The following is a 24,277-nucleotide window of genomic DNA, read 5'->3' on the forward strand; positions in this document are numbered from 1 at the left end:
GGAAAATACGGCTCGATCCGGCGCATCTGCGCCTCACTCAGCAGAAACGGAACATCCATCGGCAGCGCCTCCTAACGCTGCTATTGAATCAACCCATCACCCAATGCGCAAGCAATTTAACAGGTCCTGACCCTAGGTTTGTCGATGACGCTGGACCGATCCGGTTCGTCGATACCGAGGCGGCGGCCCGCTATCTCGCCCTCGAAGCACATACGCTGGAGTGCTACCGCTCCCTCGGCGGTGGACCCATTTTCCACAAGTTCGGAAAATGGGTCCGCTATGCGGTCGATGATCTCGATGCCTGGGCGGAAAGTTGTCGGCGCGCCACTACCGCATCACCGGCAGCTCCCCGCGTCCTTCCCCTTGACCCAACATAGCTCGGAGGCTATATGACTTGGGAAGTCATTTTGTACGCTGCCTTCGAGGACGAGCTACGGACTTTCGAGCCTAGCGTGCAAGACGCTTTGATCGTGGTCGCCAAGTTGCTCGCCGATTTCGGCCCGCAGCTCGGTCGCCCGCATGTCGATACGCTCAAGGGGTCGAAGCACGCCAACATGAAAGAGCTGCGCTTCGAAGCCGCCGATGGCGAATGGCGAGCAGCCTTCGCCTTCGATCCCGAAAGGCGAGCGGTGGTGTTGGTGGCCGGCGACAAGTCGGGCGGGAGCGAGAAGCGCTTTTACAAGCGGCTCATCGCAAAGGCGGATCTCAGGTTTTCCGACCATGTGGAAACCCTGAAATCAGGAAAGAAGGATAGCTAGCATGGCCCGCAACCTGAACGATTTCATTGCCGAGTTGCCGCCCGAGCGCCAAGCCGAGATCGAGGCCCGCTATCAGGTGCTGAAGCAGGAAGTCGAGGGCCTGCGCGAAATGCGTCAGATCGCAGGAAAGGCCCAAGAGGACATCGCCACGGCGCTGAACATCAAGCAGCCTTCGGTCTCGAAGATCGAAAAGCAGGCCGACATGTATCTGTCGACCCTGCGCAGCTATGTCGAGGCGATCGGCGGCAAACTCGAACTGACCGTGAAGCTGCCCGGGCGGCCAGCCCTTCGGCTCCAAGGCCTCAGCGATGGAACTGTCTCGGATGACAGGACGACGCGTACCGTCGCGCGGCGTCGCAAGCATGCCTAGCACTGCGCGTGGACGCGGATGTTGATCCGCGAAGATAGGGGGAAGAATGGCGATTACGGCTAAGGACGTCGAAGAACTGCACACCTATGCCGAGGGCGTCATGGGCCGCGCGGATCATCATGCAGGCAAGGTGAAGGGAATCGCTCTTGCCTTGCTCGGCGGCATTATCTGGCGTGGAGAACCGGACACAATCCGGATAAGGCGCTTCGCGGGCAGCCCCGCGAACATGCTCTGGGTGAATATCGGTGGGAAGACCTACGTCTTCGCCTACAACCACACGGCCGAGAAAATCGAGATCCGGGACCGCACGCAAACCGGAGCCGTCTTGCACAGCTTCGACGACGCCAACACTGCCGCCGACATCGAGGCGGCGTTTCGCGCGCTATGACCATGCTTGTGGCACGCGCGCAACTCAACTTCGTGACTGATCTTGTCGCTCGGTTTGAGCGCTACGACAGCATGATGCGGCCGGTAGCCGAATATCAGTCACAGTACATCGCGATCATCGCTTTGCTTAGGTCCATCGGGCACGTGTTCGACAAGGTCGATTGCGCGGATGACCAGCGCCGATCCTGGAGCGCAGCGAAATGGCGGGAGTGGAAGCAAGCTCCGATTTTCCGGGACTTTATTGAGCCCGCCCGCAATGTACTGCTCAAGGAGTTTCAGGGCGGACTCCAGCTTCGCAACAATGCCTTCGACACCATCGCAGTGGTAGCTGACCCCGGCGTGCCCGATGGCGTCTCGCATGTCGCTGCCTTCAACTCCGTTAAGCTGCGCGATGCCGAGGGACGACCAATCCTCCCGAAAATCCGCGAGGCCCTGACGTTTTGGGATCGCTGCCTGAAGGAAGCGGAAGCTCATCTGCCCGAAGCGACAGCCTAGTGACCGCTCGATGGACCCCTGTGTTCGTATTGCCGAATATCCCGCTCGAGGCGGCGATTGGCTGCGACATCGCCGCACTACCCCCGGCGAATGACCCGCGTTGCCGCAATCAAGCGCGCGCAGTCCATGTTCCGCCGCTTCCTCAATCGGTTCTCCGACAAATTTCGGGCAGAAGTTCGAGCCCTCCGTTTTGTTGGTGCATCCAGCAGCACCGCCGGCCTTTCTCGACATCTCCGCGCTGGCGAGCTTCCGTGATCTCATCGCGATCGCGACAACGACCTATGGTCGGGCGCTCGAACTGCGTCATCGTCGCGGACATCGGGTCATCTTCGGCGAGGCTTTCGCGATGAATCTAGGGCTCGATCTCGGCGAGAAGCTGACCCTTGGTGACGACATCGCCGGGCTGGACAAGCAGTCGCGTGAGCGGACCGGAATCTCGACCGTCTGATAGGCCGCGGGCGCGGCCACCGCCAGCCGGCGACGCCGATAGCGAGAACCGCCAGAGCGATGATGCAAACGCGGGTAAGCCTCACGGGCCGGACGGCAAGGCTGCGCGTTGCCGGCCTAGCGCAGGTAGAACTCGACGGGCACGACCAGCTCGATCGTGTCGCCGGTGACGTCCGCAGGCGGCTTGGGCAGCGGCTGCGCCCGGCGCGGCAGATTGACCGCCTCATTGTCGAGCATGGCGAAGCCCGAGCTGCGCTCGAGACGCGAGGAGACCACGCGACCGTTCCGGTCCATGACGAAGCGGATATAAGGGACGCCCTGCTGGCGGCGGGACTGCGCCGCAAAGGGATAGCGCTTCACCTTGTTGAGCGCGCCGAGCACCAGCCCCTGCCATGTCGGCACGCCGCTGGAGAGGACCGGCGCTGGCGGTGCTGGCCGTGCTGGCGGTGCGGTGGTCTGCGGCGCGGCCTGCTTCGCCTCCTCGCGCGGCGGCTCCGGTGGCTGCACGGGCAGCGCGACGGTTGGATTGGGAAGCGGCGGCGTCTTGACCGGATCGCGCACCAGCTTGGGCTGCGGCGTCTCGGCCTTGACTTGCTTCGGCCCCGGCGGCTGCTCGGAGGGCGGGACCGGCGGCGCAGCCGGGGGCGCCATGTCGATGAAGATGGCGGTCTCCTCGGCCGGAGTGCTGATGGTCGGCCCCAGCCAGTAGGCTGCGACCAGCGCCGGCACGGCATGGAATCCGAGTACCAGGGCCAAGGCACCGCCCCAACGGCGGGCCGCGCCTGGCTCGCCTTGATCGAGGGTCATTGGACCGTGCCGGCTTCGAGCCCGACCAGCGCCACCTTGAGATAGCCGGCCGCGCGAAGGTCGTTCATCGCCTTCATCAGCGTGTCGTAGTCGACTGTCTTGTCGGCGCGCAGGAAGATGCGCTGCTCCTTGTCGCCGCGCGTGCGCTGATCGAGTGCGCTTCCCAGCGCCTCGTGGGTCACGGGCTGGTTGTCGACCACGAGGCCGTGGTCCGCCTTGATGGTCAGGAACAACGGCTTGTCGGGCTTGGGCTGCGGCTGCGCCGTCGAGCTGGGCAGGTCGACCTTCACGTCCACAGTCGCGAGCGGAGCGGCGACCATGAAAATGATGAGCAAGACCAGCATCACGTCGATGAACGGCGTGACGTTGATCTCATGGTTCTCGACCAGCTCGTCATCGTGCTGGAGACGGGCGGCCATCGTCCTACTCCGCTACGCGCAGGTCGGCCTTGCCGACCACGCCGCGCGAAAGGTCGCGCGAGACCAGCCGCAGCACGGCCGCCGAGGTATCGCCGAGCAGAGCCTTGTAGGCTGCAATCTGGCGCGCGAAGTGGTTGTAGATAACCACAGCCGGGATCGCGGCGACGAGGCCGATCGCCGTCGCCAGCAGCGCCTCTGCGATGCCGGGGGCGACCACCGCGAGGTTGGTGGTCTGCTTGGCCGAGATGCCGATGAAGCTGTTCATGATACCCCAGACGGTGCCGAATAGGCCGACGAAGGGCGCGGTCGCGCCGATCGTCGCCAGCACGCTGGTCCCACGCGTCATGCGTCGGCCCAAGGCCGCTTCGATGCGATCGAAGCGGGAGACGATGCGCTCCTTGACGCCTTCGCGATCGTCCAGCGCATCGGCAGAAAGCTTCAGTTCCGCTACCGCCGCTGCAATCAGGATGGAATCTTTCGCGTCGGCTGCGATTCCCGCCTCAGCGAGCGTGCGTGCGGCATCGACCGCGCGAAACTCCGCCCGCTGCGCGGCTGTCCTCTTAGACAGCTCCAGCGATTTGGCGACCAGCACCGTCCAAGTGATGATCGATGCTATTGCCAGGCCGATGATAACGGCTTTGACCACCCAGTCGGCCGACACGAACATGCCCCAAGCAGTCAGATTGTCGGGCAACAAAGCAATGTCCTCCGCATGGGCAGGCGATGCAGCTGTGATCCCGATGCCAAACCATGCTGCTGGGGACCGTTTCAAAAAGTGTCTTTCCAAATGCATGTCGCTAACCCAATTCCGTTGGTAACCGGTGGGGCGAGACGGCCACGGGAAAGCGCTTGCGGGCGGTGCGACCGCGGCGTTTGACCCACCAAATGTAGATACCCGTGATGGACAACATAGCGACCACCAACCCCGAAATTGCGATCAGCAGCCGGTAACCAAAGCCGAAAACTGTGGCGGTGTGCAGTGCTCGAAGCCATTCGCTAACAACATCGCCCGCCGCACCCTTTCGTTCAAACTGAGCGCGGATCAGCCTGCCGGTCTGTGCATCGATCCAAAGATCGGTCCCTCCACCGGTTTCGCGAATATCAAGACTGGTATGTGTACGATAGAGGTAGGCGCCAAGTGCTGGCCGATACCAAAGGCTGTCTTCGTAGCGGATCGAGAAGTTTTCCCGAGCGGAAAGACCGGAGATCTCGCGACGACCTGCCGTAAGTGCAGCGCGCCAGTCGATCTTAGGATTATAATCCGGCGTCGGCAGTCGATCCGGCTGGCTGTCCTCGAATGGAAGCGCGATCGACATGATCGGCCGATAGATTACATCCCGGAGGTTCAGCATCACGCTTGACCAAGCCAGCACGAGAAGAAGCGCCCAAAGCCAGAGCCCGAAGGCGCGGTGCAGGTCGAGATACCGTCGGTACGGGGCGGCGCGAGCTTTGATCTGCCACGCCGGCTTCCACTTCTGAAGCAGGGGTCGTCCGCGTGGAAGGGTAAGGACAAATCCAATAAAGCAGTCGAATGTCCAAAGCAGCGCAATCAAGCCGAAGAAGATCTTGCCGTACGGATGCGGCAGGGCAAGCGCCTCATGCAGACGCCAGATGAAAGGCACGATATTGGCGCGCTGGAAGTGCCAGCCGTCGAAAAGCGCGCCCCATCGCCGCCCACCCAATATCGCCCCAGTCTGGGGATCGATGAAAACCTGATCGAATACGAGGGGTGGCGCCTTCCCGGTCGAGCGGTTTGGCTGCGGCATCAGATAGAACATTGCGGAGCGGCCTGGCCGCGGAAAAGGCATGTAATCGACCCGAGCCTGCGGAAACGCACGCTGGACGCGATCGCGAAGGGCTACCGGGTCCACCGCCGCGCCCGGTTGCCAGCCGACGACGAACAGTCGCGGATTGATTAAGGCCTCAAGCTCGTCGCGAAACGTAAGCGCGGTGCCGGTCAGTCCCGCCACTGCCAAGAAAAGCGCGGTGGCGAGACCTGTCCAGCGGTGCAGCAGGACGATGGTAGATCGCATCTTGCCGACTACCAGCTGTAGCCCAACGTCGCGATTATCGAGCGTGGAGCACCGTAGTCGCAACCGCCAGCAAAGGTCGTTCGGCAATTGTTGGGTATATAAACCTTGTCGGTGAGATTGCGAACGTTGACGGCCAATCTCCATGGTCCGGTCGAATAGCTCGCTACTGCATCAAACAGGGTATAAGCGGGAGCCGGCAGGCCGCCGGTCAGATCGCCTGGGCGCTCGGCGACGTAACGCACGCCGCCCCCAACGTTGAACCCTGCCAGCCCAACATCTCGGAAGTCATAATCAGCCCATAGCGAGGCCATATGGCGGGGCACGCCCAAGAATCGTGTGCCAAGTTGAGCGGGATTGTTGCTCTTAGTGACTTTGGTGTCAGTGTATGTGTATGCTGCGACCGCCTTCAGCCCCGGTAGCAGCTCTCCCTTGGCTTCCAATTCGAGGCCGCGGGAACGCACCTCACCGGTCTGAACCGAGAAGCTTGGATCAACTGGGTCGGGAGTTTGCACGTTAGTGCGGGTGAGTTGGTAGAGCGCGCCGGATAGCGAGATATCGCTACCGGGCGGCTGGTAGCGAAGGCCAGCCTCATATTGTTCGCCTTCGCTCGGGTCGTAGCGATTGCTCAACCGATCCCGGCCCGATGTCGGCTCGAACGACTGGCTGAAACTCAGGTAGGGAGCAAGGCCGTTGTCGGCGAGATAGACAAGTCCCGCCCGCCCTGTGAATGCGCGCTCCTTTTCTTGAACGCGCGCCGCCGGAGTATAGGGGGTCTGCGAGTCAATCGAAAACCAGTCGTAGCGCCCCCCAAGCAAGACAACGAGCTTGTCGCTGAGCTTCATCTGGTCCTGCAAATAAACGCCTGTGCGCTTGTCGGTATCGATGAACCAACGCCACGGCGGCGTAGACCAGGCCGCTCCGTAGACGGGCGCGAATATGTCAATCGACGGCAACGTGCCGCGATCCCGGACGCTGTTGTAACGCGTGCGGGAATAATCAATGCCAGCGAGCACAGTGTGGCTGAGCGGCCCGGTGTCGACCGTCCAAGTGAGATTGTTGTCGACCGTGAAAAGGTTCGTCTTTTCGACGAAGTGCCGGGGTTCGCGGCCAGCCCGCCGCTGAGTGGCGTCGAGCACGCCGCTCAGCAACGTGTATTCGTAGTCGAGATCGATGCGCATATAGCGCAGTTTCTGATTGAACGTCAGTGTATCGGTGAAGCTCTGGCGGAACTCGTAGCCGATCGACTTCGTCTCGCTGTCGTAATCGTTATGATCTGGCTCCCCGAGGTAACGGCTGCGCGGCAAGCGTCCGTTGGCGTTCGACCGGAGTGTTCCTACGACCGGCAGTGAACCGGGATCGCTGGCAAGTTGATGCTGATAATGCGCAAGCAGCGTCAGCGACGTATTGGCGGTCGGATTCCAGCTCAGCGACGGGGCAACGTAGATGCGATCGTCGCGCCCGTAGTCGATGAAAGTATCGCTATCACGGCCGAGCACCGTTAAGCGATATGCCCAGCGGCCGTCTGCGTCGAACGGGCCACTGAAGTCCGCCGACACCTGCTTTCGATTGAAGCTCCCATACTCCAGATTCACTTCTCGGATGGGCGTCAGCGTCGGACGTTTCGAAACCGTGTTGACAATGCCGCCCGGCGCAGTCGCTCCATAGAGGATTGAGGATGGTCCCTTGAGCACCTCGATGCGCTCCAGGCCGTAAGGCTCCTGCTTCCCGTTGAAGATCCGAGCACCAAAGCGAAGGCCGTCACGATAGAAGCTCGCAAACTGCGGATCGGCCTGGAAGCCCCGTATCCAGAAGCTGTCGGCGAGCGCCGGGTTCATGCCCGTCGTGCTCACCATCACGCCAGCGGTGTAGCCGAGCGCGTCCTGAAGAGTTTGAGCCTTTTGATCTCTAACTTGTTCGGCAGTCACGATAGAGATCGACTGTGGCGTCTCTTGGATCGGCGTGTCTGTTTTGGTCGCCGTCGCACTTCTGCGCGCAGCATATCCGGCTACCGGGCTCGTCGCGCTCTGCTCGACACCTCCTAAATCGCCGGCACTTGTGCCATTCGCTTCCACTCGGACCGGCCCGAGTTGCATGGCTCCATCCGAGACCTGCGGGGCGGCCTCGATTTGAACGCCGCCGTTCCCGACGAACCGATAGGTGAGACCCGTTCCTTGCAGAATACGGCTGAGCGCCTCGGCCGGCGAGAAATCGCCATTGATCGCCGCGCTTGTCCGCCCGGAAACCAACGGTCCCTCGGCCGTCACTTGCAGGCCGGCTTGCCGTCCGAAAATCATCAGCGCTTGGGCCAACGATTGAGACGGAATATCGAATCGGCGCTGCTCTGCGCGTGTCGTTTGAGCCGCTGCCGCTGACGGTGCCGCCCCCACGGTGACGATCGCAGTCGTCGCCATCAGGACCGCGCTGAACATCGCAGTTCGCTGACCGCGCCGCGCCGAAACCGTATTACCCCCGCCCATTCGGACCTCCAGATATGAGTGCGTTGGAGGCCACCTGCTAATGCGTCGCAAATACGCCCCTCACGAGGCAAGATGCTTGTGGACGAGTGTTTTCCAAAAAAAGTTTGCCGGACGTGCGGAGATCAAGGCTAACGGATTGGATATAAAGAAAACTTCTTATGCGCCGCTCACCACCATGAGCCACGGCGTAATGCGCGTCACCGTGCCGCCGTAAGGGTTCACGATCATCCTCAGCGCTTTCACCGGGTCGTGGACATTGTAAATCCCCGTAACCGCACGCGCCGCTAAGGCGCTGTCCGTCACGACGATCGCGCCGCGATACCAAGGCCGGATTTCGTCGATGACGCTGGCCACGGTGCGGTTTTCCGCCATGATGTCGCCGCGACGCCAGCCTCCCACCAATTCGGTTGCGATCTTGCCGGTCGTGCCCGTGTGGTCCTGGTTGATTCGCACCCAATCGCCCGCGAGGAGTTCGCGGCGCGAGGCTGGAGAGGCGTTCGCATCCTCAACGCGGACATGGCCGCGCCGAACCGCGACCTCCGTGTTGTCACCGAGCGTGCGAACCTCGAAGCTCGTCCCGAGAACTGTGGTGGTGATCGCGCCGGATTCGACGCGGAAAGGCCGCGAGGGGTCATGCACGACGTCGAACAACGCCTGGCCGGCGAGGAGGCGCACGGTCCTATTCTTGCCGTCAAAATCAACCGCGACAGCGCTGGCCGGGCCTAGCTGGATGCTGCTGCCATCCGCCAGTCGAACCTGCTCGACCTGCGCGACGCTCGTGCTGTGGTCCGCCTGAAAGTAGAGCTGTGCCTGCGGAAAGGCGAGCAACGCAGCACAGGCGGCCGCAGCTGCGGCCGCCGCGACGCGCGGCCGGGCCCGCCAACGCCATCCCGTCGATCGCGATCTACGGCGGGTTGGAATAGCGGCTGGATCGGCCCGGGGCGGGATCGTGTAGGTGCGCAACTCGGGCGGCGCCCGGCCGGCGGCCGCCACCGTCTCGCTCATGCTGACCCAAGCTTCGGCGTGCCGCACGTCGGCGGCAAGCCATTCTTCGAACGCGGCGTTCACCGCGTCGTCGTCAGGCTCTTCCCGGAGGCGGACATACCAGTGAGAGGCGCTTCGACGCGCTTCGCGCTCGTCAAACGTCACTGGCGATAGCCCGCCAACGGGAACGAGGCGCAAGTAAGGGGGCCCGGATCTCATGCTGACTAGATGCTCGGGCCAGCGCGTTTTCCAAAAGAATCTGATTTGCTCCCGTCATTGCGCGCTTCTTTTCCGCATTTCATCGCAAAGCTCCATCGCCTCAGTGATCAGCAGATGCGTCAGTGACACCGAAACGCCGAGCCGGATCGCGATCTCGCGCAGTTTCAACTCCTCAAAGTGATACATCTTGAACGCCGCGCTTTGCCGCGCGGGCAAGCCGTTCACGACCTGCATGACAAGCCGCATGTCATCCCGCGCGATCAGGTCGGCCTCGACGGACGGCCGATCGTCCATCAACATTTCGACGACCGCGCCCGCCTCCGGGGCGGCGAGAGACGGTTCACGGCGGCGGTGCCGCACCTGCGCGAAGACCAGGTTGCGCACGATGCGCTTCAGGTAGCTCAGGGGTTCTCGGATTTGGTCCGGCGCTGGCTGGCGGTCGAAGAGTAGCCAGGCGTCATGAACGATGTCTTCCGCGGCGGCCGGATCGCCCGACAACCTCCCGGCATAGGTCACGAGCGACTCGCGATGCGACTTATACAAGCGCAAAGCTACGCGATCAGACCCCAAGAAACCGCCATCCTTCAACACGCGACGCTCGCGCGCGGAGTGACGAAATGACACTTGTTGCGAGGCGTTCGCAAAACACCGTAGCGGATGGGCTGCCGCAGCGCAACATTGGTCGAACGCCTCGACCTGGGCGCGATTGTCGGAAAAGCGCTCACGCCGAGCACCTAGAGTCGATGAGTCACCGGGTCATGCGGATCGCCCCCTTGACTCCTGCGCCGATAAAGAAGAACAAATAGAGAACATGATGCCGAACCTGTTCCCGGAGGTCAACAAGCAGCTTGCGGCCCGAGCCCGCCATAGAGTCATTGCGCGCGCAGATCGTGAAGATCGAAGGCAGAAGCCGGCGCGCCAAATCGGTACTCCCTTTCGGGATCACCGAGGTAGACTCACGGCTCCCCGGCGGTGGCCTCGCACTCGGCGCGCTGCATGAAATCGCCGGCGGCGGTAACGGCGCCGTCGATGGCGCAGCTGCTGCGTCGTTCGGCGCAGGCCTTGCCGCCCGCACCAAGGGCAAAATCCTTTGGTGCATCACTCGCGCCGACCTGTTTGCGCCCGCCATTGCCCAGGCAGGCCTCGCAAGCGATCGCGTGATCTACCTCGAAGCCGGCGACGACAAGACCGTGCTCGCCTGCATGGAGGAAGGATTGCGCCACGGCGGCCTTGGCGCCGTCATCGGCGAGGTCGCTCGCCTTTCGATGACGGCGTCGAGACGCCTGCAGCTGGCAGCTGAAGGTAGCGGCTCGCTCGGAATCGCCCTGCGGCGCTGGCGACGACAAACGGAAGCGACGGATTTCGGCCAGCCGACCGCGGCGATGACGCGCTGGCGCGTCTCCGTGCTTCCCTCGACGCCGCTACCCGTTCCCGGCGTGGGTCGCGCACGCTGGCTAGTTGAACTTATCCGCGCGCGAGCGGGTGAAAGTGCAGATTTCGAGTTGGAGGCGTGCGATGACACGGGTCGTCTCGCTCTTCCTGCCGAACTGGTCCACGGACCGGCTTCGGCGGAAGGCTGGCGACGCGGCGCCTCCGGCTGAGGCGCCGCTCGTCCTGATTGGCCGCGATGGGAACAGGCGGGTGGTGCTGGCGGCGGATGCTGCGGCCCAGGCCGCCGGCCTGCGCGCCGGCATGCCCGTCACTAAGGCGCAAGTCCTGGTGCCTGGACTCATTGTGCAGGATGCCGATCCCGCTGCCGACGCCGAGGCGCTTGAGCGTCTCGCGGTATGGCTTCTCCGGTATGCGCCAATCGTCGCCCCCGATCCGCCCGACGGCCTCATCATTGACTCGACAGGCGCGGATCATCTCCACGGCGGGGAGACTGTCATGCTGGACGGCTTGATCGGGCGCCTCGCCATGTCGGGGATCGCCGCGAGAGGCGCGATCGCCGACACCTGGGGAGCAGCCCACGCGTTGGCCCGGTTCTCGGCGCAGCCGGCCGTCATAGCGCCAGAGGGCCACGGGCCGTCCGTCGTGGAGCGGTTGCCGCTTGAGGCGTTGCGCATTCCGGCTCGCACCATCGCGGCGCTGCGCACGCTCGGCTTCCGAACGGTCGGCGATCTTTTGGCGCAGCCGCGCGCGCCGCTCACCCTTCGCTTCGGCCCCGAACTTGGCAGACGCTTGGACCAGGCCTTGGGCATTGCGGCCGAAATCATCGAGCCGGTCCGTCCGGCCGATCTCATCGAGGTGCGCCGGGCCTTCGCCGAGCCGATCGGCGCGGCCGAGACCATCGCCCGTTACATCGGCAAGCTTGTCACCCAGCTTTGCGAACGTCTGGAGGAAGGCGGCCTCGGCGCACGCAGGCTCGATCTCATCTGCCACCGCGTCGATAGCCGGGCCCAGGCCGTGCGGGTCGGCATGGCCACGCCGGTCCGCGACGCGAAGCGGCTGACGCGCCTCCTGTGCGACAAGATCGAGGCCATCTCGCCCGGCTTCGGCATCGAGGTGATGACCCTCGCCGCAAGCGTCGCCGAGCCGCTTGAGCGCAAGCAGATCGTCAGCTCGCTGGTCGAGGAGAGCACCCCGGACGTCTCCGATCTCATCGACACCTTGATGAACCGCGTGGGCGAGCGTGCCCTCTATCGGCTTGCACCGGTCGCCAGCGATGTTCCGGAGCGGTCTGTCTGTCGTATCCCGGCGATGGCGGCCGACACGGGAGCGGGCTGGCCCGGCCATTGGCCGCGGCCCTCCCGCCTTCTGCCGGCCCCTGAGCCGGTCGAGACCGTGGCGTTGCTTCCCGACCATCCGCCGGTGTCGTTCACCTGGCGCGGCATCCGCCGCCGCCTTCGGCGTGGCGACGGGCCGGAGCGTGTGTTCGGCGAATGGTGGAAGCGCGATGCCGAGCTGGTTGCCGTCCGCGACTATTTCCGGGTCGAGGACGACGCCGGCGAACGCTACTGGCTGTTTCGCGCCGGCGACGGCGAGGACACCGCCACCGGCTCGCACCGCTGGTTCATCCACGGGGTCTTCGGATGAGCGAGCCCCGCTATGTCGAGCTTCAGGTCACCTCGCATTTCAGCTTTCTGCGAGGGGCCTCATCTTGCGAGGAGCTGTTCGCCCAGGCCGCGCTCGCCGGGATCGAAGCGTTGGCCGTGGTGGATCGAAACTCCCTCGCGGGCATCGTCCGGGCCCATGAGGCGGCGAAGACGACCGGGGTCCGCCTGATTGTCGGCTGCCGTCTCGACCTCGCCGACGGCATGTCGGTGCTGGTCTATCCGACCGACCGGCCTGCTTATTCCCGTCTCTGCCGGCTGCTGTCGCTCGGCAAGCGGCGCGGCGGAAAGGCGAAGTGCGTCCTCGAATGGCAGGACCTTGTCGCCTACGGCGAAGGCTTGATCGCCGTCCTCGTGCCGGATCTCACCGATGACGAATGCGCCCTTCGTCTGCGCCGCCTGCGCGATGCGTTTGGCGATCGGGCCTACCTGGCTCTGACGCTGCGCCGTCGGCCCAACGATCAGCTCCGCCTTCACGAGCTGTCGAACCTGGCCGCCCAGATGCGGGTTGCGACCGTGGTGACGAACGACGTCCTCTTCCACGAGCCCGCCCGCCGCATCCTTCAGGACGTCGTGTCCTGCATCCGGCACAATGTCACGATCGACACGATCGGCGACCGCCGGGAGCGTCACGCCGATCGGTACATCAAGCCGCCCGAGGAGATGCACCGTCTCTTCAGCCGATATCCCGAAGCGCTCGCCCGAACCCTGCATATCGCAGACCGATGCCGCTTCAGACTCGACGAGCTGGCCTATCAGTATCCCGAGGAACGCGACGATCCTGCGCTTACGCCGCAGGAGACGCTGGCGAAGCTCACCTGGGAAGGCGCCACCGAGCGTTATCCGGAGGGCGTGCCTGACAGTGTGACTGCCGCGCTTCAGCATGAGCTGCGGTTGATCGAGAAGCTCGACTACGCGCCGTATTTCTTGACCGTGAATTCGATCGTCCGCTTCGCGCGATCGAAGGACATTCTTTGCCAGGGCCGTGGATCCGCCGCCAACTCTGCGGTCTGCTACGTCCTCGGCATCACGTCGATCGATCCCGGCCGTAACGATCTTCTCTTCGAGCGCTTCGTCAGCGAGGAGCGGCGCGAGCCGCCCGACATTGACGTCGATTTCGAGCACGAGCGGCGCGAGATCGTCATGCAGTGGGTGTTCGACACCTACGGCCGCGACCACGCCGCGCTCTGCTCGACCGTGATCCGCTATCGCACCAAGGGCGCGCTGCGGGATGTCGGTAAGGCGCTCGGCTTGCCAGAGGACCTGATCGGCACCCTGTCGTCGCAGGTCTGGGCCTGGTCAGAGGAAGGCGTTGAACAGAAACACGTCGAAGAGCTGAACCTCAATCTGGCCGATCGCCGCCTTCGCCTGACGCTCGATCTCGCGCGCCAACTCATGGGCGCGCCGCGCCATCTGAGCCAGCACCCCGGCGGCTTCGTCCTGACCCATGATAGGCTCGACGATCTCGTTCCGATCGAGCCGGCCGCGATGAAGGACCGGCAGGTCATCGAATGGGACAAAGACGATATCGACGCCCTGACGTTCATGAAGGTCGACGTCCTGGCGCTCGGGATGCTGACCTGCATGAAGAAGGGGCTGGATCTCCTGGCCGAGCACAAGGGTGTCAATCTCGATCTCGCCTCCATCCCGGCCGAGGACCCGCGCACCTACGCGATGATCCGCAAGGCGGACACGCTCGGCACCTTCCAGATCGAGAGCCGGGCTCAAATGTCGATGCTGCCGCGCCTGAAGCCGCGCACCTATTACGATCTCGTCGTGCAGGTCGCGATCGTCAGGCCCGGTCCGATTCAGGGCGACATGGTGCATCCCTATCTTCGTCGCCGGGAGGGCCTTGAGCCCGTCCACTACCCGAAGCCCGAGCTGGAGAAAGTGCTCGGCAAGACGCTCGGCGTTCCGCTCTTTCAGGAGCAGGCAATGCGTGTCGCCATCGAATGCGCCGGCTTCACTCCCGGCGAGGCCGATATGCTTCGCAAGTCGATGGCCACCTTCAAGTTCACCGGCGGCGTCTCGCATTTCCGCGACAAGCTGATCGCCGGCATGGTCTCAAACGGCTACGAGCAGGCGTTCGCCGAGCAGACCTTCAAGCAGCTTGAGGGGTTCGGCAGTTACGGATTTCCGGAAAGCCACGCAGCCTCTTTTGCGCTGATCGCCTACGCCTCGGCCTGGCTGAAATGCTGGCACCCGGAAATCTTCTGCACCGCATTGCTGAACAGCCAGCCGATGGGCTTCTACGCGCCGGCCCAGATCGTCCGCGACGCGCGCGATCATGGCGTCGAGATCCGCCCGGTCTGCGCCAACGCCTCCCGATGGGACTGCACGCTCGAGCCCACCGGCAGCGAGGAGCGGTTCGCCGTTCGGCTGGGTCTGCGCATGGTCAAAGGGCTCGCCAACGCCCACGGCGGGGCGATCGTCACGGCCAGGGCGGACCAGCCCTTCCGCTCAGTGGACGATCTCTGGCGCCGTGCCGGCGTCCCCGTCGCGGCGCTCACCCAAATCGCCGAAGCGGACGGGTTTCGCCCGCCCTTCGGTCTGGCACGCCGTGAGGCGCTATGGGCGATCAAGGCGCTGCGCGACGAGCCGCTTCCGCTCTTCGCCGCCGCCTCGGCCCGCGAGACGGAAATCGTGCCCGAGGTCGCCGAACCGGCCGTCATCCTGCGCCCGATGACGGCGGGCGGTGAAGTCGTCGAGGACTATCGTCATGTCAGCCTGTCGCTGCGGGACCATCCGGTCTCGTTCCTGCGCAAGGATCTGCGCCGCCTTCGCATGGTTTCCTGCCAGGACGCGATGGACGCAAAGGACGGCCGATGGCTGGAGGCGGCCGGCATCGTGCTGGTGCGGCAGCGGCCCGGCAGCGCCAAGGGCGTCATGTTCATCACGCTCGAAGACGAGAGCGGGATCGCCAACCTCGTGGTCTGGCCCAAGGTCTTCGAGCAAAACCGCCGCACGATTCTGTCGGCCGGCATGATCGCGGTGCGCGGCCGCGTCCAGCGCGAGGGCGAAGTGGTCCATCTCGTCGCACAGCGGCTTACAGATCTTTCGGCGGAGCTGGCCAGCGTCGGTGAACGCGACACCGCCTTTCCGTTGCCCCATGGACGGGGCGACGAGTTTCATCACGGCTCACCGACGCCCGATCCGCGCGGCCAGCCATCGAGGACCGTGCGGACCCGCGACATCTTCATCCCCGACCTGCACATCGACACGATCAAGGTCAAAACGCGCGATTTCCGCTGAGCCTGCAAACCTCACGCTACTCACCGGCGCCGTCAGGCGCCGTGATTAAGTCCGCGAGCGCATCTGTCGCCGCGCTTCGTCAGCGACTGGATGAAGAAGACTAGCAGCTGAGTTTCCTCCGACGAGACTATATCCCATTCCATTGTCCGCCCAGGCGTAGCCGACAACATCCCCTTCACGGTGCTCCGCCATCGGGGCGTTCTGGTCGCGCATCATGGGACGCATCAGGATCGCGATGCGCGCGCCCTGTGCGTCATCGTACATGAGAAGCCCAGCGGCGCCGTTCGGGGTCGCGACAACCCGCCCGCCCATGAAGCGATAGCCGGCCTGCGAGAGGTCAGGAACCGAGATCTGGCGCGACAACCGGTTCTCGACCCAGCGCACTAGCGCGGTGCTGTCGGCCGCATTGATCTCGACGGGCCGGCCCTTGTCCTGCCCGAATACCGCATAGGCGTAGGAGGCTTCCTGGGCGAGCGCATTGATCCCGACGCCCGGCTCGACGCCGATGCTGCGCAGCGACCAGCCTCCAGCACCGCCGACGAGCAGAAGCAGACAGGCCGCGACCGCGGCGCGCCAGGCGGTCCAGCTCGACTGGCGCCGCGCAGCCACCAAGTGCGCGAGGTTGAGCTGCGGCGGCACCGGTTCGGCGGCGATCGGCCCAAGTGCAGCGCGCAACGTCTCCCGCTGCCGGCCGAAGCGCGCATATTGCTCCGCCACCTCGGGGTTGCGTTCGAGATAGGCTTCCACGTCCGCGCGGCGGGCGCCGGACAAGGCCCCGTCGACATAGGCGTGAAGATCGTCCTCACTGATCGGACGGCTCATTTTACCCTCCTCAGGCCAGGTCCCGTCGTTGCCGAGCGCGCCGGTCCTTCTTCGATCAATTGCGCGAGCCGCTGCCGGGCGCGCGACAGGCGCGACATCACCGTGCCGAGCGGAACGCCGAGCACCGCGGCCGCCTCGGCGTAGGACAGGTCCTCGACGCCGATAAGCAGCAGCACGCTGCGCTGGTCTTCAGGAAGCGCCGCGAGCGCCGTCAGCGCCGCCTGATGGTGGAGCTGATCCTCCTGCGTCGGCGGCGTGGCGAAGGCGGTCTCGCTGGTATCGTCCACCGGCACATGCACGCCCCGCCGTGCCGTTTGCCGCATCCGGTTGATGGCCAGGTTATGCAGGATGGTAAAGACCCAGGTCCGCGCATCGCCATCGGCCCGCCGCTGATGCCAACGGCCGATTACCCGCTCGAGGCAGTCCTGCACCAGGTCGTCGGCCGAGACCTGATCCCGAAGCAGGCTGCGCGCGTAGCGCCGCAGCGACGGGATCAGTGGTTCGACGATGGCCATCATGTCCTGCATGCCGCCTCCTTACGCCGCTCAGGATGCGCGAGACTGTACCTGAACCGGCGCTCCATATTCCGACGCCGTGCCGGGCACGATGACGAGATAGCGGCGGCGATCGTCTGCGGCGTTGCCGACCACCTGCCGGATCGGACCGACCGCGTTGACCACAGCCGAGCCCGCCGGGTTGGTCATGAAGGCCGCGAGCGGCTCTATCTGTCCGGAGCCGTCCGGCTTGTCAGCGAGCGCCAGCACATAGGGCTTACGCGGCTCTAGCCCGGCGACGGCCGCCTGCAGCACCTGTGTGAGACCCTGGTCGAACAGCGAAACACTGGTCCCCCGCTCCGTGGCGGAGGGCCTGACCGCTGTGAGCGACAGCAGGCTCGCCTTGCCCGCAACGCCGAGTGGCTGAAGGCCCGACGTGCCCTCATCCGCCGCGACGGCGCGCGGCACATAGACCAGCGCCTGGGGTGCCTGTCCGACCGAAATCTCGGCGATGACTCGGTTCGTCGCCGTGTCGATCGCCGCCACCTTGTCGGCGTTCTCGATGCCGACATAGATCCGCGTGCCGTCGCCCGAGGGCCAGAGGCCATGCGGCAGCTTGCCCACGGGGATCAGCGCCGTCTGCTCGAACGTATCGGTACGGAAGACCTTGATCGCATCGAGGCCGCCAACCGTGACATAGGCGAAGGTGCCCGCCATGGTCTTTGCGAAGTTGACGTGGTTGGTGAGTGGGCCTGTGTCGATGGTCCGCAGCACCGAGAATGGCGGCTTGGCATCGAACACCATCACACGCCCGATATCCTTCAGCGTCAGCCAGACCTGCCGTCCGTCCGGGCTTGCAGCGATGTTCGGGCAGAACGGCGAGTCCTGCTTGATATGTCCGACGATCTGATGATCGGCTCGGCGGATCACCACGGTCTCGGCCGTGAAGGAAGAGCAGACATAGCCGTATTCGCCGTCCGGCGAGAATATCTGCATGCCGGGGCCGGCCGGCACGCGGATGCGGGTCTTCTCGGCGAATGTCGTCGGGTCAATGACCGAGATATAGTCTTCGCCGCGCACCGTGACCCAGAGCTCGCGACCATCGGGCGTGAAGAACGCCTCATGCGGTGAGCGGCCGAGATAGGTGGTCGCCTTCACGGCATTGGTGGCGGTATCGATGAAGGTCACCGAGTTGGAGCCGATCGACACGACGGCGAGCGTCTTGCCATCAGGCGAGAAACCGAGCCCGTGCACCAGCACTTGCCCGCGATAGAGCGGACTGAGATTTGCCGGCTGCGGATCGCCGAGCCGGATGACGCCGAGCAGCGCATTGTTTGCCGGATCGATCACCGAGACAGTGTTCGAGAACTGCTCGGCGGCGTAAACGCGGTCACGGTGGCTCACCGGAATGTCTTCCGTGGCCGATGCGCGCGGCGCCTGGCCGGCGAACGCCTGACTCGCTGGGACAGGCGCGGTGCCCAGGAGCAGTGTCAGTGCGAGAAGGTGATGTTTCATAGTCGAGCGCCTCATGGTTGGATCCCCGCGTTCTTCTGGTCGGCCAGCGCCATGCGCATTGCCCGGATCTCGTCTTTCTGAGTGACGATGATTTCCTGCGCGAGACGGCGGACCGTCTCATTGCGGCCGGAGCGCAGCAGCGCCTTGGCCATGTCGATTGCGCCCTGATGATGCGGGATCATCATCACGAGGAAGTCGCGGTCGACGTCGCCGGTAGGCTCGACATGCATGGCCGCCATCATTCGCGCCATGGCTGTGTCGTTGTCGGCTTGGAAGGCCTGCGCTTCCTGTGAGCGCTCGCTGGTCGCCGCGCCAGGATGATGTTGCTGCGCCATCGCCGGGTTTCCAGCCATGGCAAAGGTGCAGATCGCGAGAACGATCGCACCGCCTTTGTTGATCTTCATTGCTATGGTCGCTCCGTGCTCAGTGCCTTGGAGCGGTAGACAGCACAGCCTCTCCTTTATTCCATTCCCCTCGAATTTTCTTGGCTGTCTGAAAAAGCTACTGCCGCTCGGAATAAATCGGCGACGTCGTTGTCTCACTACGGTCACCACCTCAGTAGGAGCACATCGTGATCACCAAGACACTATTCGCAGCAGCCATCATCCTTTCGGCTTCCACCGCGGCGTTCGCCGCCGATCCCGCCATGGTCGGCGACACAGCGAAGGGGCGGACCCTCATCGACGCACACGGAATGACGCTCTACACCTTTGACAAGGACTCCGACGGCAAGTCGGCCTGCAACGGTCCGTGCGCCGTCAACTGGCCTCCGCTTGCGGCCGCCGCCGACGCACAATCAGCGGCCAGCTACACTGTCGTCGTGCGCGATGACGGCTCGCGTCAGTGGGCCTACAAGGGCCATCCGCTCTACACTTGGACGAAGGACAAGAAGCCGGGCGACATCACTGGCGACGGATTCCTCAACGGCGCCTGGCACATCGCCCAGCCCTGATCCGCCCGAATTTGACTTCACTGCCGGCGGCCCGCTCGCCGGCAGTTTCAGCCCCCGGTTGACCTAAACTCTGATCCGCGCGGCGCCAAGATAAGCGAACAGCGCGACAGCGGCGCCAATCAGCGTGCCCCCGCAAATGTCCGTCAAGGCAAGCTGGAGGCTCCAGTTGCGGATCGCGGCGTAACACGTCAGCGCATAGGTGCCGTAGGTACAAAGGCCGTAGATTGCGCCGTTGCTGGCGGCGACGGTCCTATTTCGGGCCCGCAACGCGGGAAAAACCGCGAAGTGGCAAAGTCCGAAGATGAAAAGCGGATAAAATACGAGAACCGGCCAGATATGAGGTTGCTCGGCGAGCACGTCGCCCAATGTGGTCTTGTAGGACCGGGCTCCGAACGAAAAGATGATTGCGGCGTCAAGAACGCCGAACGCAACGAGAGCGATTATGTAGGCGGCAACGCGCTGTCTCATCGTCAACATGTCCACGCCTCTGCGCTCGCGAAGAACCACACCTCATGCCACGTGCGGCAATCATTAGCCGACAGATGCGCGACGATGTGGACTCGCCAGCTTCTGTTCGGGCACCGAGCCATTCGAGCTCGCGGGGGCCTGTAGGGAAACCGGATAGAGAGGAACCGTTCCACCCATTCCCTGCGCGTGCCGGCGCAGAAGCCGCTCCGTCGTCACGCGGTCTCCAGGCCTGGCAAAGGCGAAACCTTGGCCGAGATGGCAGCCCATCGACCAGAGTTGGCTTGCCTGCACCTCGGTCTCAATACCTTCGGCTACAACCCGAATATCGAGGCGTCTGGCGATATCGATCAAACCCTCGACGATCACCATGCTCGGATCCTCCGGCCACAAGCGAGCGACGAAGGTCTGATCAATCTTGATGATATCGACGGGAACACTCAGCAGATGCGTCAGAGAGGCGTATCCCGTCCCAAAATCATCGAGCGCGACGAGGACGCCAGCCGCGCGCAGGGATTCAATCTCCTTCGCGACGACGCGATCGCGCCGTCCGAGATACACATCTTCGCTAACCTCAAGCACCAAGTGCTTCAACGAAACACCCGCGCGATCAAATGCGCTCTCGAGCTTCTTTCCGATGCTCCCAGTGTAGAAATCCGCCGTCGACACGTTGATGCCGACGTGCTGGACCGGAATCCCACTATCCAGCCAATGGCGGATATCTCCAGCTACGGCCGCGAGCATCTGTTCTGTCAGTTCTGCGGCGACATGGGCGTCCGTCGTCGCCTCATGGAAATCGGCCGCGGTGATCAAGTCACCATCGACCGTACGCATTCTGCAAAGCGCCTCGAGGCCGATGATCTCGCCTGTGTCCAAGCGCACCACGGGCTGGTAGTGCGCCTCGATACGATCGTCCTTAAGCGCCCCCGCAACATCTCGAATGGCATCCCGCCTCCGCGTGATGCGGCTACCGATGCCCGGCCAATAGCGGACGAAACCGCCGCGCCCGGTCTCCTTCGCGTGGTAAAGCGCGAAATCGGCGGCTTCGCTCACCGCGATCGCCGTCGCCTCTCCTTGCGCGAGAACCGCCCCCCCGATCGTCGCGCGGGGGACGACCATGTGGCCCTCGCAAGGCGCTGGCAGTTCGAGCGCCGCGAAGATACGCGCGGCCGCCGCGTCGAGATCGCTCAGCAGCTCGGGCGACTGCATGATGACCGCGAACTCATCTCCGCCAAGCCGAAAGGTGATGTCAGGCGCCATCACATGGGAGATCCGACTTGCGGCGGTGCGTATCAGGGCGTCGCCGGCGAGATGGCCGAAGGTGTCGTTGACGACCTTGAGGTTGTCCAGGTCCAGGATGAACAGTCCCCACGATCCGATCTCGTCGCAGGGTATGTTCGCCATGGCGGTTTCGAAGGCAGATCGATTTGGAAGACCCGTCAGGGCGTCGATGTTCGCACGACGCTCCCGATCGGCGATCCGCTCGTTGCGACGGAGCGCGATGGCGCAGAGGTCCACGCACGCTTCCGCGAGCTCGCGCTCAGCTTTACCCGGGTAATGCCTGTCGCGGTGATAGAGCCCGAGGACTGCGACCGTGTTCCTTTCATCGTTTAGGATCGGCAGCGACCAACATGCCGTCACGCCAAGGCCGTCGATCCGCGACGCAAACTTCGCGCAACGGGGATCAACGGTCATGTCTTCGATAATCACGACTTCCCGAAGATATGCCGCAGTTCCACAGGCGCCGACCTCAGGGCCGATCACCATTCCGTCGAGAGCGTCGGAGTAGTCGTCGGGGAGACTCGGGGCCGCAAGCGGGTGGAGCAGTCCGGCGCGGTCCACGACCAGGATCGAGCAGATCGTGCCCGGCAGTTCGGCCTCGACGAGAACGCAGATCTGCCGCGCAGTGTCATCGAGCGGTTCGCCGTCTGCGATCATCCGTAGTATTTCATTCTGGATGCGCAGCAACGAACACCCGCCTGACAACTCATTTATACGAGAGGTGCGACTATAATAGTCGTGGCCGGTAAACGGCGTGGTAATCGAGATGCTAAAAGTCGAATTAATCACGTCGATATGAGGGGAAAGCCTTCCCCTGCGGCCGAGCCTCGCGTCTCGGCCGACCCCTTCTGCGGGGAGATCCCCGCAACGCCCCCTAGAGTGAGAGTGCGGACCGGCTTTGCCGTGACGGGTTGAGAGCGGGGAGAGAGCTTCCGGCGCCCGTCGCGGAGATCCGCGATGTCCAGAAAGACCGCAACCGTTCGCGCCGGCCAGGACCGGACGAGCCTCTACGACGAAATCACCGGCAAGATCATCGGCGAGCTGGAAGCCGGACGCGTCCCATGGGTCCAGCCATGGGGGACCGCCGCGGCGAAGGCGCCCCTCGCCATGCCGAGGAACGCCGCCACCAGCCGGCACTATTCGGGGATCAATGTCCTGATCCTATGGGGCGCCGTCGTCGAACACGGCTTCCCGGGCCAGAGCTGGCTCACCTTCCGCCAGGCGCTGGCTCTCGGCGGTAATGTCCGCAAGGGCGAGCGCGGCACGACCGTCGTCTATGCCGATCGCTTCGTGCCGGACGGCGAGAAGCGCCGAGCCCGCGAGACCGGCGAGGACGCCCAGGCGATCCCGTTCCTGAAGCGCTTCACGGTGTTCAACGCCGCGCAGTGCGAGAACCTGCCGGACGATATCGCCACGGTCGCGCCGCCACCGCCGCCGGGGCTGGTCGAGCCGCAGGTCGAGGTTCTGATCCGCTCGACGGCCATCGACTTCCGCATCGGCGGCAACCGGGCCTTCTATGTCCCGGCGCTCGATTACGTCCAAGTCCCACCGCCCCAGGCCTATTTCGATCCCATCAACTGGCACCGCACGGCGCTGCACGAGCTCGGCCACGCAACGGGCCATCCATCCCGGCTCGGCCGCGACATGACCGGCGCCTTCGGCACCAAGAAATACGCCTTCGAGGAGCTGGTCGCGGAGATGAACGCGGCCTTCTGCTGCGCCTCGCTCGGCATCGTTCCGACCGTACGGCACGCGGACTATCTCGGATCGTGGCTGGAGGTTCTGCGCGAGGACAATCGCGCTATCGTCCGCGCCGCCAGCCAAGCGAGCAAGGCAGCCGACTGGCTGCTCGCCCATGCGCCCGAGACCGGCGCGCCAGCGCTGGCCGCCGATATCGAGCTTAAACGGAGGGCGGCATGACCACGATCGCTTATCCTCTACGGCCTTTTCTCGACTGCTCGACTATCCACCTGTCCTCCGCTTCGCGCGTCTATCTCGAACGGCATGCCGAACGCGGCGAGGAGCTGATCTCATCGACACCCTACGGCTGGTTCGTCTGGGTGGATGAAGGCGAGCTTGAGGACCAACCTGGCGATCTCCAGGCGATCAAAGCCTATGCTCGGCGCCTCGGCGCCGAGTACATCCTCTTCGACCGCGATGCGCCTGAAACCGACGCGCTGGAGATCTTCGACGATTCCGAAAGCTCCATTCGCGAAGCGCGGGAGGCGATCTGATGCGCTTCCGTCGCTGGCCCCGGCCTACCGCCTATCGGGAGACGCCGCGCAAACGCGCGGCGTTCCTCCGCAAGCAGCACCTCGAGCGGGAGGCGCTGCCGCTCTTCGCCGACGCCATCGCCGCGCGGCAGCACGGCGTCGACGAGGAGATGGCCCGCCGCCATGTCTGGTGGGACGAACGCGAGCATGACCAGCGCGACGCCCGCGCCAGGCGCTGGCGCGAGGCGCGGGCCAGGCTCTTCGCGTTGCCCGATCTGCTGCGCGCCAAGGTGCGGGGGCTATGGCGGACATGCCCATATCCGGCTGATCCGGCGAGCTTCGCGGACTTCCTCCATCAGATCGCAGTCGGCCGCCTTGATCCAGACCGGCCGCCCTGGGTATTCCATCAGAGATCCCAGGCGCGGATCACCGCCAATCCCGCCACGTTCAACGAGGCCTTCCGCCAGATCGGACGCAAGCTGGTCGGCGGCGGTCCCGACACCAGCCCGACCGACGAGTTGCTGTTCTGCGGCAACCTCGGCTCGGGCATCCTCTTCCTCACCTCGCGCGCCCGGCTGATCGGCCAGAACGAGAGCTTCTACACATCGTCCCATCACCGCCTGCGCGACTTCGACGTCGCCCGCAGCGATCATTGGGTTGAGATCGATGTCCGCGGCGAATGCTCCGAATCGGACCTTTCGCTGATCGAGCAGCTTGCCCAGGCCGCCAACACGCGTCCCGTCATTGTCCGCCGCATCGATCCGCTCGCCGGTCAAGGCGGTCAGCTCCGCGCCTCGTGACGACCGTAGAACCGGCGATACGCTGATCCGACTT

At 64.2% G+C, this 24,277-nt stretch carries 26 protein-coding genes; 13 read left to right on the forward strand and 13 right to left on the reverse strand.

Going from position 1 to position 24,277, the window contains the following annotated elements; translation table 11 throughout:
* The 6 genes from BV95_RS24465 to BV95_RS24610 all read left to right on the forward strand — a co-directional run.
* On the forward strand, nucleotides 1–377 hold a 377-nt coding region (locus BV95_RS24465), incomplete at its 5' end, for a helix-turn-helix domain-containing protein (protein WP_234703227.1).
* A gap of 12 nt (nucleotides 378–389) precedes the next feature.
* Entirely contained in the window at nucleotides 390–758 is a 369-nt protein-coding gene (locus tag BV95_RS17345; protein WP_037454889.1) for a type II toxin-antitoxin system RelE/ParE family toxin, read from the forward strand.
* Between the two features lies 1 nt (nucleotide 759).
* Nucleotides 760–1,128, forward strand: a complete 369-nt coding sequence (locus BV95_RS17350; protein WP_081873418.1) for an XRE family transcriptional regulator — start codon at nucleotides 760–762, stop codon at nucleotides 1,126–1,128.
* Between the two features lie 46 nt (nucleotides 1,129–1,174).
* On the forward strand, nucleotides 1,175–1,516 hold the full coding sequence (locus BV95_RS17355; protein WP_037454892.1) for a hypothetical protein: 342 nt from the start codon (nucleotides 1,175–1,177) through the stop codon (nucleotides 1,514–1,516).
* Complete coding sequence (locus BV95_RS17360; protein WP_037454894.1) at nucleotides 1,513–2,010, forward strand: hypothetical protein; 498 nt, start codon at nucleotides 1,513–1,515, stop codon at nucleotides 2,008–2,010. Before BV95_RS17355 ends, BV95_RS17360 begins: the two co-directional genes overlap by 4 nt.
* Nucleotides 2,011–2,200: 190 nt before the next feature.
* Entirely contained in the window at nucleotides 2,201–2,458 is a 258-nt protein-coding gene (locus BV95_RS24610; protein WP_037454897.1) for a hypothetical protein, read from the forward strand.
* A gap of 116 nt (nucleotides 2,459–2,574) precedes the next feature.
* On the opposite strand, the gene BV95_RS17370 is transcribed toward BV95_RS24610, so the two are convergent.
* From BV95_RS17370 to BV95_RS17400, 7 genes are all read right to left on the reverse strand, one after another.
* The gene (locus BV95_RS17370; protein WP_037454955.1) at nucleotides 2,575–3,108 is read right to left on the reverse strand and encodes an energy transducer TonB family protein; all 534 of its coding nucleotides are present in this window, start codon (nucleotides 3,106–3,108) and stop codon (nucleotides 2,575–2,577) included.
* Nucleotides 3,109–3,260: 152 nt separating this feature from the next.
* A complete protein-coding gene (gene exbD / locus BV95_RS17375; protein ID WP_037454898.1) occupies nucleotides 3,261–3,683 on the reverse strand; it encodes a TonB system transport protein ExbD in 423 nt (140 codons plus the stop codon).
* A 4-nt stretch (nucleotides 3,684–3,687) separates the two neighbouring features.
* Nucleotides 3,688–4,476: a tonB-system energizer ExbB gene (exbB, locus tag BV95_RS17380; protein WP_081873419.1), complete on the reverse strand. Its 789-nt coding sequence runs from the start codon at nucleotides 4,474–4,476 to the stop codon at nucleotides 3,688–3,690.
* A gap of 4 nt (nucleotides 4,477–4,480) precedes the next feature.
* Nucleotides 4,481–5,716, reverse strand: coding sequence for a PepSY-associated TM helix domain-containing protein (locus tag BV95_RS17385; RefSeq protein WP_051749842.1), 1,236 nt, complete (start codon nucleotides 5,714–5,716; stop codon nucleotides 4,481–4,483).
* A gap of 8 nt (nucleotides 5,717–5,724) precedes the next feature.
* Nucleotides 5,725–8,193: a TonB-dependent siderophore receptor gene (locus tag BV95_RS17390; protein WP_051749843.1), complete on the reverse strand. Its 2,469-nt coding sequence runs from the start codon at nucleotides 8,191–8,193 to the stop codon at nucleotides 5,725–5,727.
* A 156-nt stretch (nucleotides 8,194–8,349) separates the two neighbouring features.
* Entirely contained in the window at nucleotides 8,350–9,342 is a 993-nt protein-coding gene (locus BV95_RS17395; protein ID WP_162179761.1) for a FecR family protein, read from the reverse strand.
* 108 nt (nucleotides 9,343–9,450) lie between these two features.
* Complete coding sequence (locus BV95_RS17400; RefSeq protein WP_081873421.1) at nucleotides 9,451–10,020, reverse strand: sigma-70 family RNA polymerase sigma factor; 570 nt, start codon at nucleotides 10,018–10,020, stop codon at nucleotides 9,451–9,453.
* 251 nt (nucleotides 10,021–10,271) lie between these two features.
* Here BV95_RS17400 and BV95_RS23260 point away from each other — a divergent pair, with 251 nt between their 5' ends.
* The 3 genes from BV95_RS23260 to BV95_RS17415 are packed head-to-tail and all read left to right on the forward strand — an operon-like array spanning nucleotide 10,272 to nucleotide 15,701.
* Nucleotides 10,272–10,997 (forward strand): ImuA family protein, encoded by a 726-nt coding sequence (locus BV95_RS23260; RefSeq protein WP_214442614.1) that lies wholly within the window; start codon nucleotides 10,272–10,274, stop codon nucleotides 10,995–10,997.
* Nucleotides 10,912–12,432, forward strand: a complete 1,521-nt coding sequence (locus tag BV95_RS17410; protein ID WP_037454904.1) for a Y-family DNA polymerase — start codon at nucleotides 10,912–10,914, stop codon at nucleotides 12,430–12,432. Before BV95_RS23260 ends, BV95_RS17410 begins: the two co-directional genes overlap by 86 nt.
* Nucleotides 12,429–15,701, forward strand: coding sequence for an error-prone DNA polymerase (locus tag BV95_RS17415; protein WP_037454906.1), 3,273 nt, complete (start codon nucleotides 12,429–12,431; stop codon nucleotides 15,699–15,701). Before BV95_RS17410 ends, BV95_RS17415 begins: the two co-directional genes overlap by 4 nt.
* A 45-nt stretch (nucleotides 15,702–15,746) precedes the next feature.
* Here the strand turns inward: BV95_RS17415 and BV95_RS17420 are convergent, their stop codons facing one another.
* Genes BV95_RS17420 through BV95_RS17435 form a run of 4 tightly spaced genes read right to left on the reverse strand, consistent with a single transcriptional unit; the run spans nucleotide 15,747 to nucleotide 18,936 of the window.
* Nucleotides 15,747–16,523, reverse strand: coding sequence for an anti-sigma factor family protein (locus BV95_RS17420; RefSeq protein ID WP_037454909.1), 777 nt, complete (start codon nucleotides 16,521–16,523; stop codon nucleotides 15,747–15,749).
* Complete coding sequence (locus BV95_RS17425) at nucleotides 16,520–17,050, reverse strand: RNA polymerase sigma factor (RefSeq protein ID WP_037454912.1); 531 nt, start codon at nucleotides 17,048–17,050, stop codon at nucleotides 16,520–16,522. The genes BV95_RS17420 and BV95_RS17425 overlap by 4 nt, the downstream gene beginning before the upstream one ends.
* A gap of 18 nt (nucleotides 17,051–17,068) precedes the next feature.
* On the reverse strand, nucleotides 17,069–18,532 hold the full coding sequence (locus BV95_RS17430) for a YncE family protein (RefSeq protein WP_174544492.1): 1,464 nt from the start codon (nucleotides 18,530–18,532) through the stop codon (nucleotides 17,069–17,071).
* 11 nt (nucleotides 18,533–18,543) lie between these two features.
* The gene (locus BV95_RS17435) at nucleotides 18,544–18,936 is read right to left on the reverse strand and encodes a DUF305 domain-containing protein (RefSeq protein WP_081873423.1); all 393 of its coding nucleotides are present in this window, start codon (nucleotides 18,934–18,936) and stop codon (nucleotides 18,544–18,546) included.
* 167 nt (nucleotides 18,937–19,103) lie between these two features.
* Between BV95_RS17435 and BV95_RS17440 the strand changes: the two genes are divergently transcribed.
* Nucleotides 19,104–19,484 (forward strand): COG4315 family predicted lipoprotein, encoded by a 381-nt coding sequence (locus tag BV95_RS17440; RefSeq protein WP_234703228.1) that lies wholly within the window; start codon nucleotides 19,104–19,106, stop codon nucleotides 19,482–19,484.
* A 63-nt stretch (nucleotides 19,485–19,547) separates the two neighbouring features.
* On the opposite strand, the gene BV95_RS17445 is transcribed toward BV95_RS17440, so the two are convergent.
* The gene (locus BV95_RS17445) at nucleotides 19,548–19,961 is read right to left on the reverse strand and encodes a DUF2177 family protein (protein ID WP_062792097.1); all 414 of its coding nucleotides are present in this window, start codon (nucleotides 19,959–19,961) and stop codon (nucleotides 19,548–19,550) included.
* A 54-nt stretch (nucleotides 19,962–20,015) separates the two neighbouring features.
* Complete coding sequence (locus BV95_RS17450; protein ID WP_081873424.1) at nucleotides 20,016–21,887, reverse strand: putative bifunctional diguanylate cyclase/phosphodiesterase; 1,872 nt, start codon at nucleotides 21,885–21,887, stop codon at nucleotides 20,016–20,018.
* Between the two features lie 300 nt (nucleotides 21,888–22,187).
* Here BV95_RS17450 and BV95_RS17455 point away from each other — a divergent pair, with 300 nt between their 5' ends.
* From BV95_RS17455 to BV95_RS17465, 3 genes are read left to right on the forward strand one after another with little or no spacing between them, the layout of a single operon-like run.
* Entirely contained in the window at nucleotides 22,188–23,150 is a 963-nt protein-coding gene (locus BV95_RS17455; RefSeq protein ID WP_037454916.1) for an ArdC family protein, read from the forward strand.
* Complete coding sequence (locus tag BV95_RS17460) at nucleotides 23,147–23,464, forward strand: DUF5983 family protein (RefSeq protein WP_051749847.1); 318 nt, start codon at nucleotides 23,147–23,149, stop codon at nucleotides 23,462–23,464. The genes BV95_RS17455 and BV95_RS17460 overlap by 4 nt, the downstream gene beginning before the upstream one ends.
* Nucleotides 23,464–24,243, forward strand: a complete 780-nt coding sequence (locus BV95_RS17465) for a hypothetical protein (RefSeq protein WP_037454918.1) — start codon at nucleotides 23,464–23,466, stop codon at nucleotides 24,241–24,243. The genes BV95_RS17460 and BV95_RS17465 overlap by 1 nt, the downstream gene beginning before the upstream one ends.
* The last annotated feature ends 34 nt before the right edge of the window (nucleotides 24,244–24,277 follow it).

The sequence above is a fragment of the Sphingobium chlorophenolicum genome, from assembly GCF_000722875.1.
Lineage (GTDB): Bacteria > Pseudomonadota > Alphaproteobacteria > Sphingomonadales > Sphingomonadaceae > Sphingobium > Sphingobium chlorophenolicum.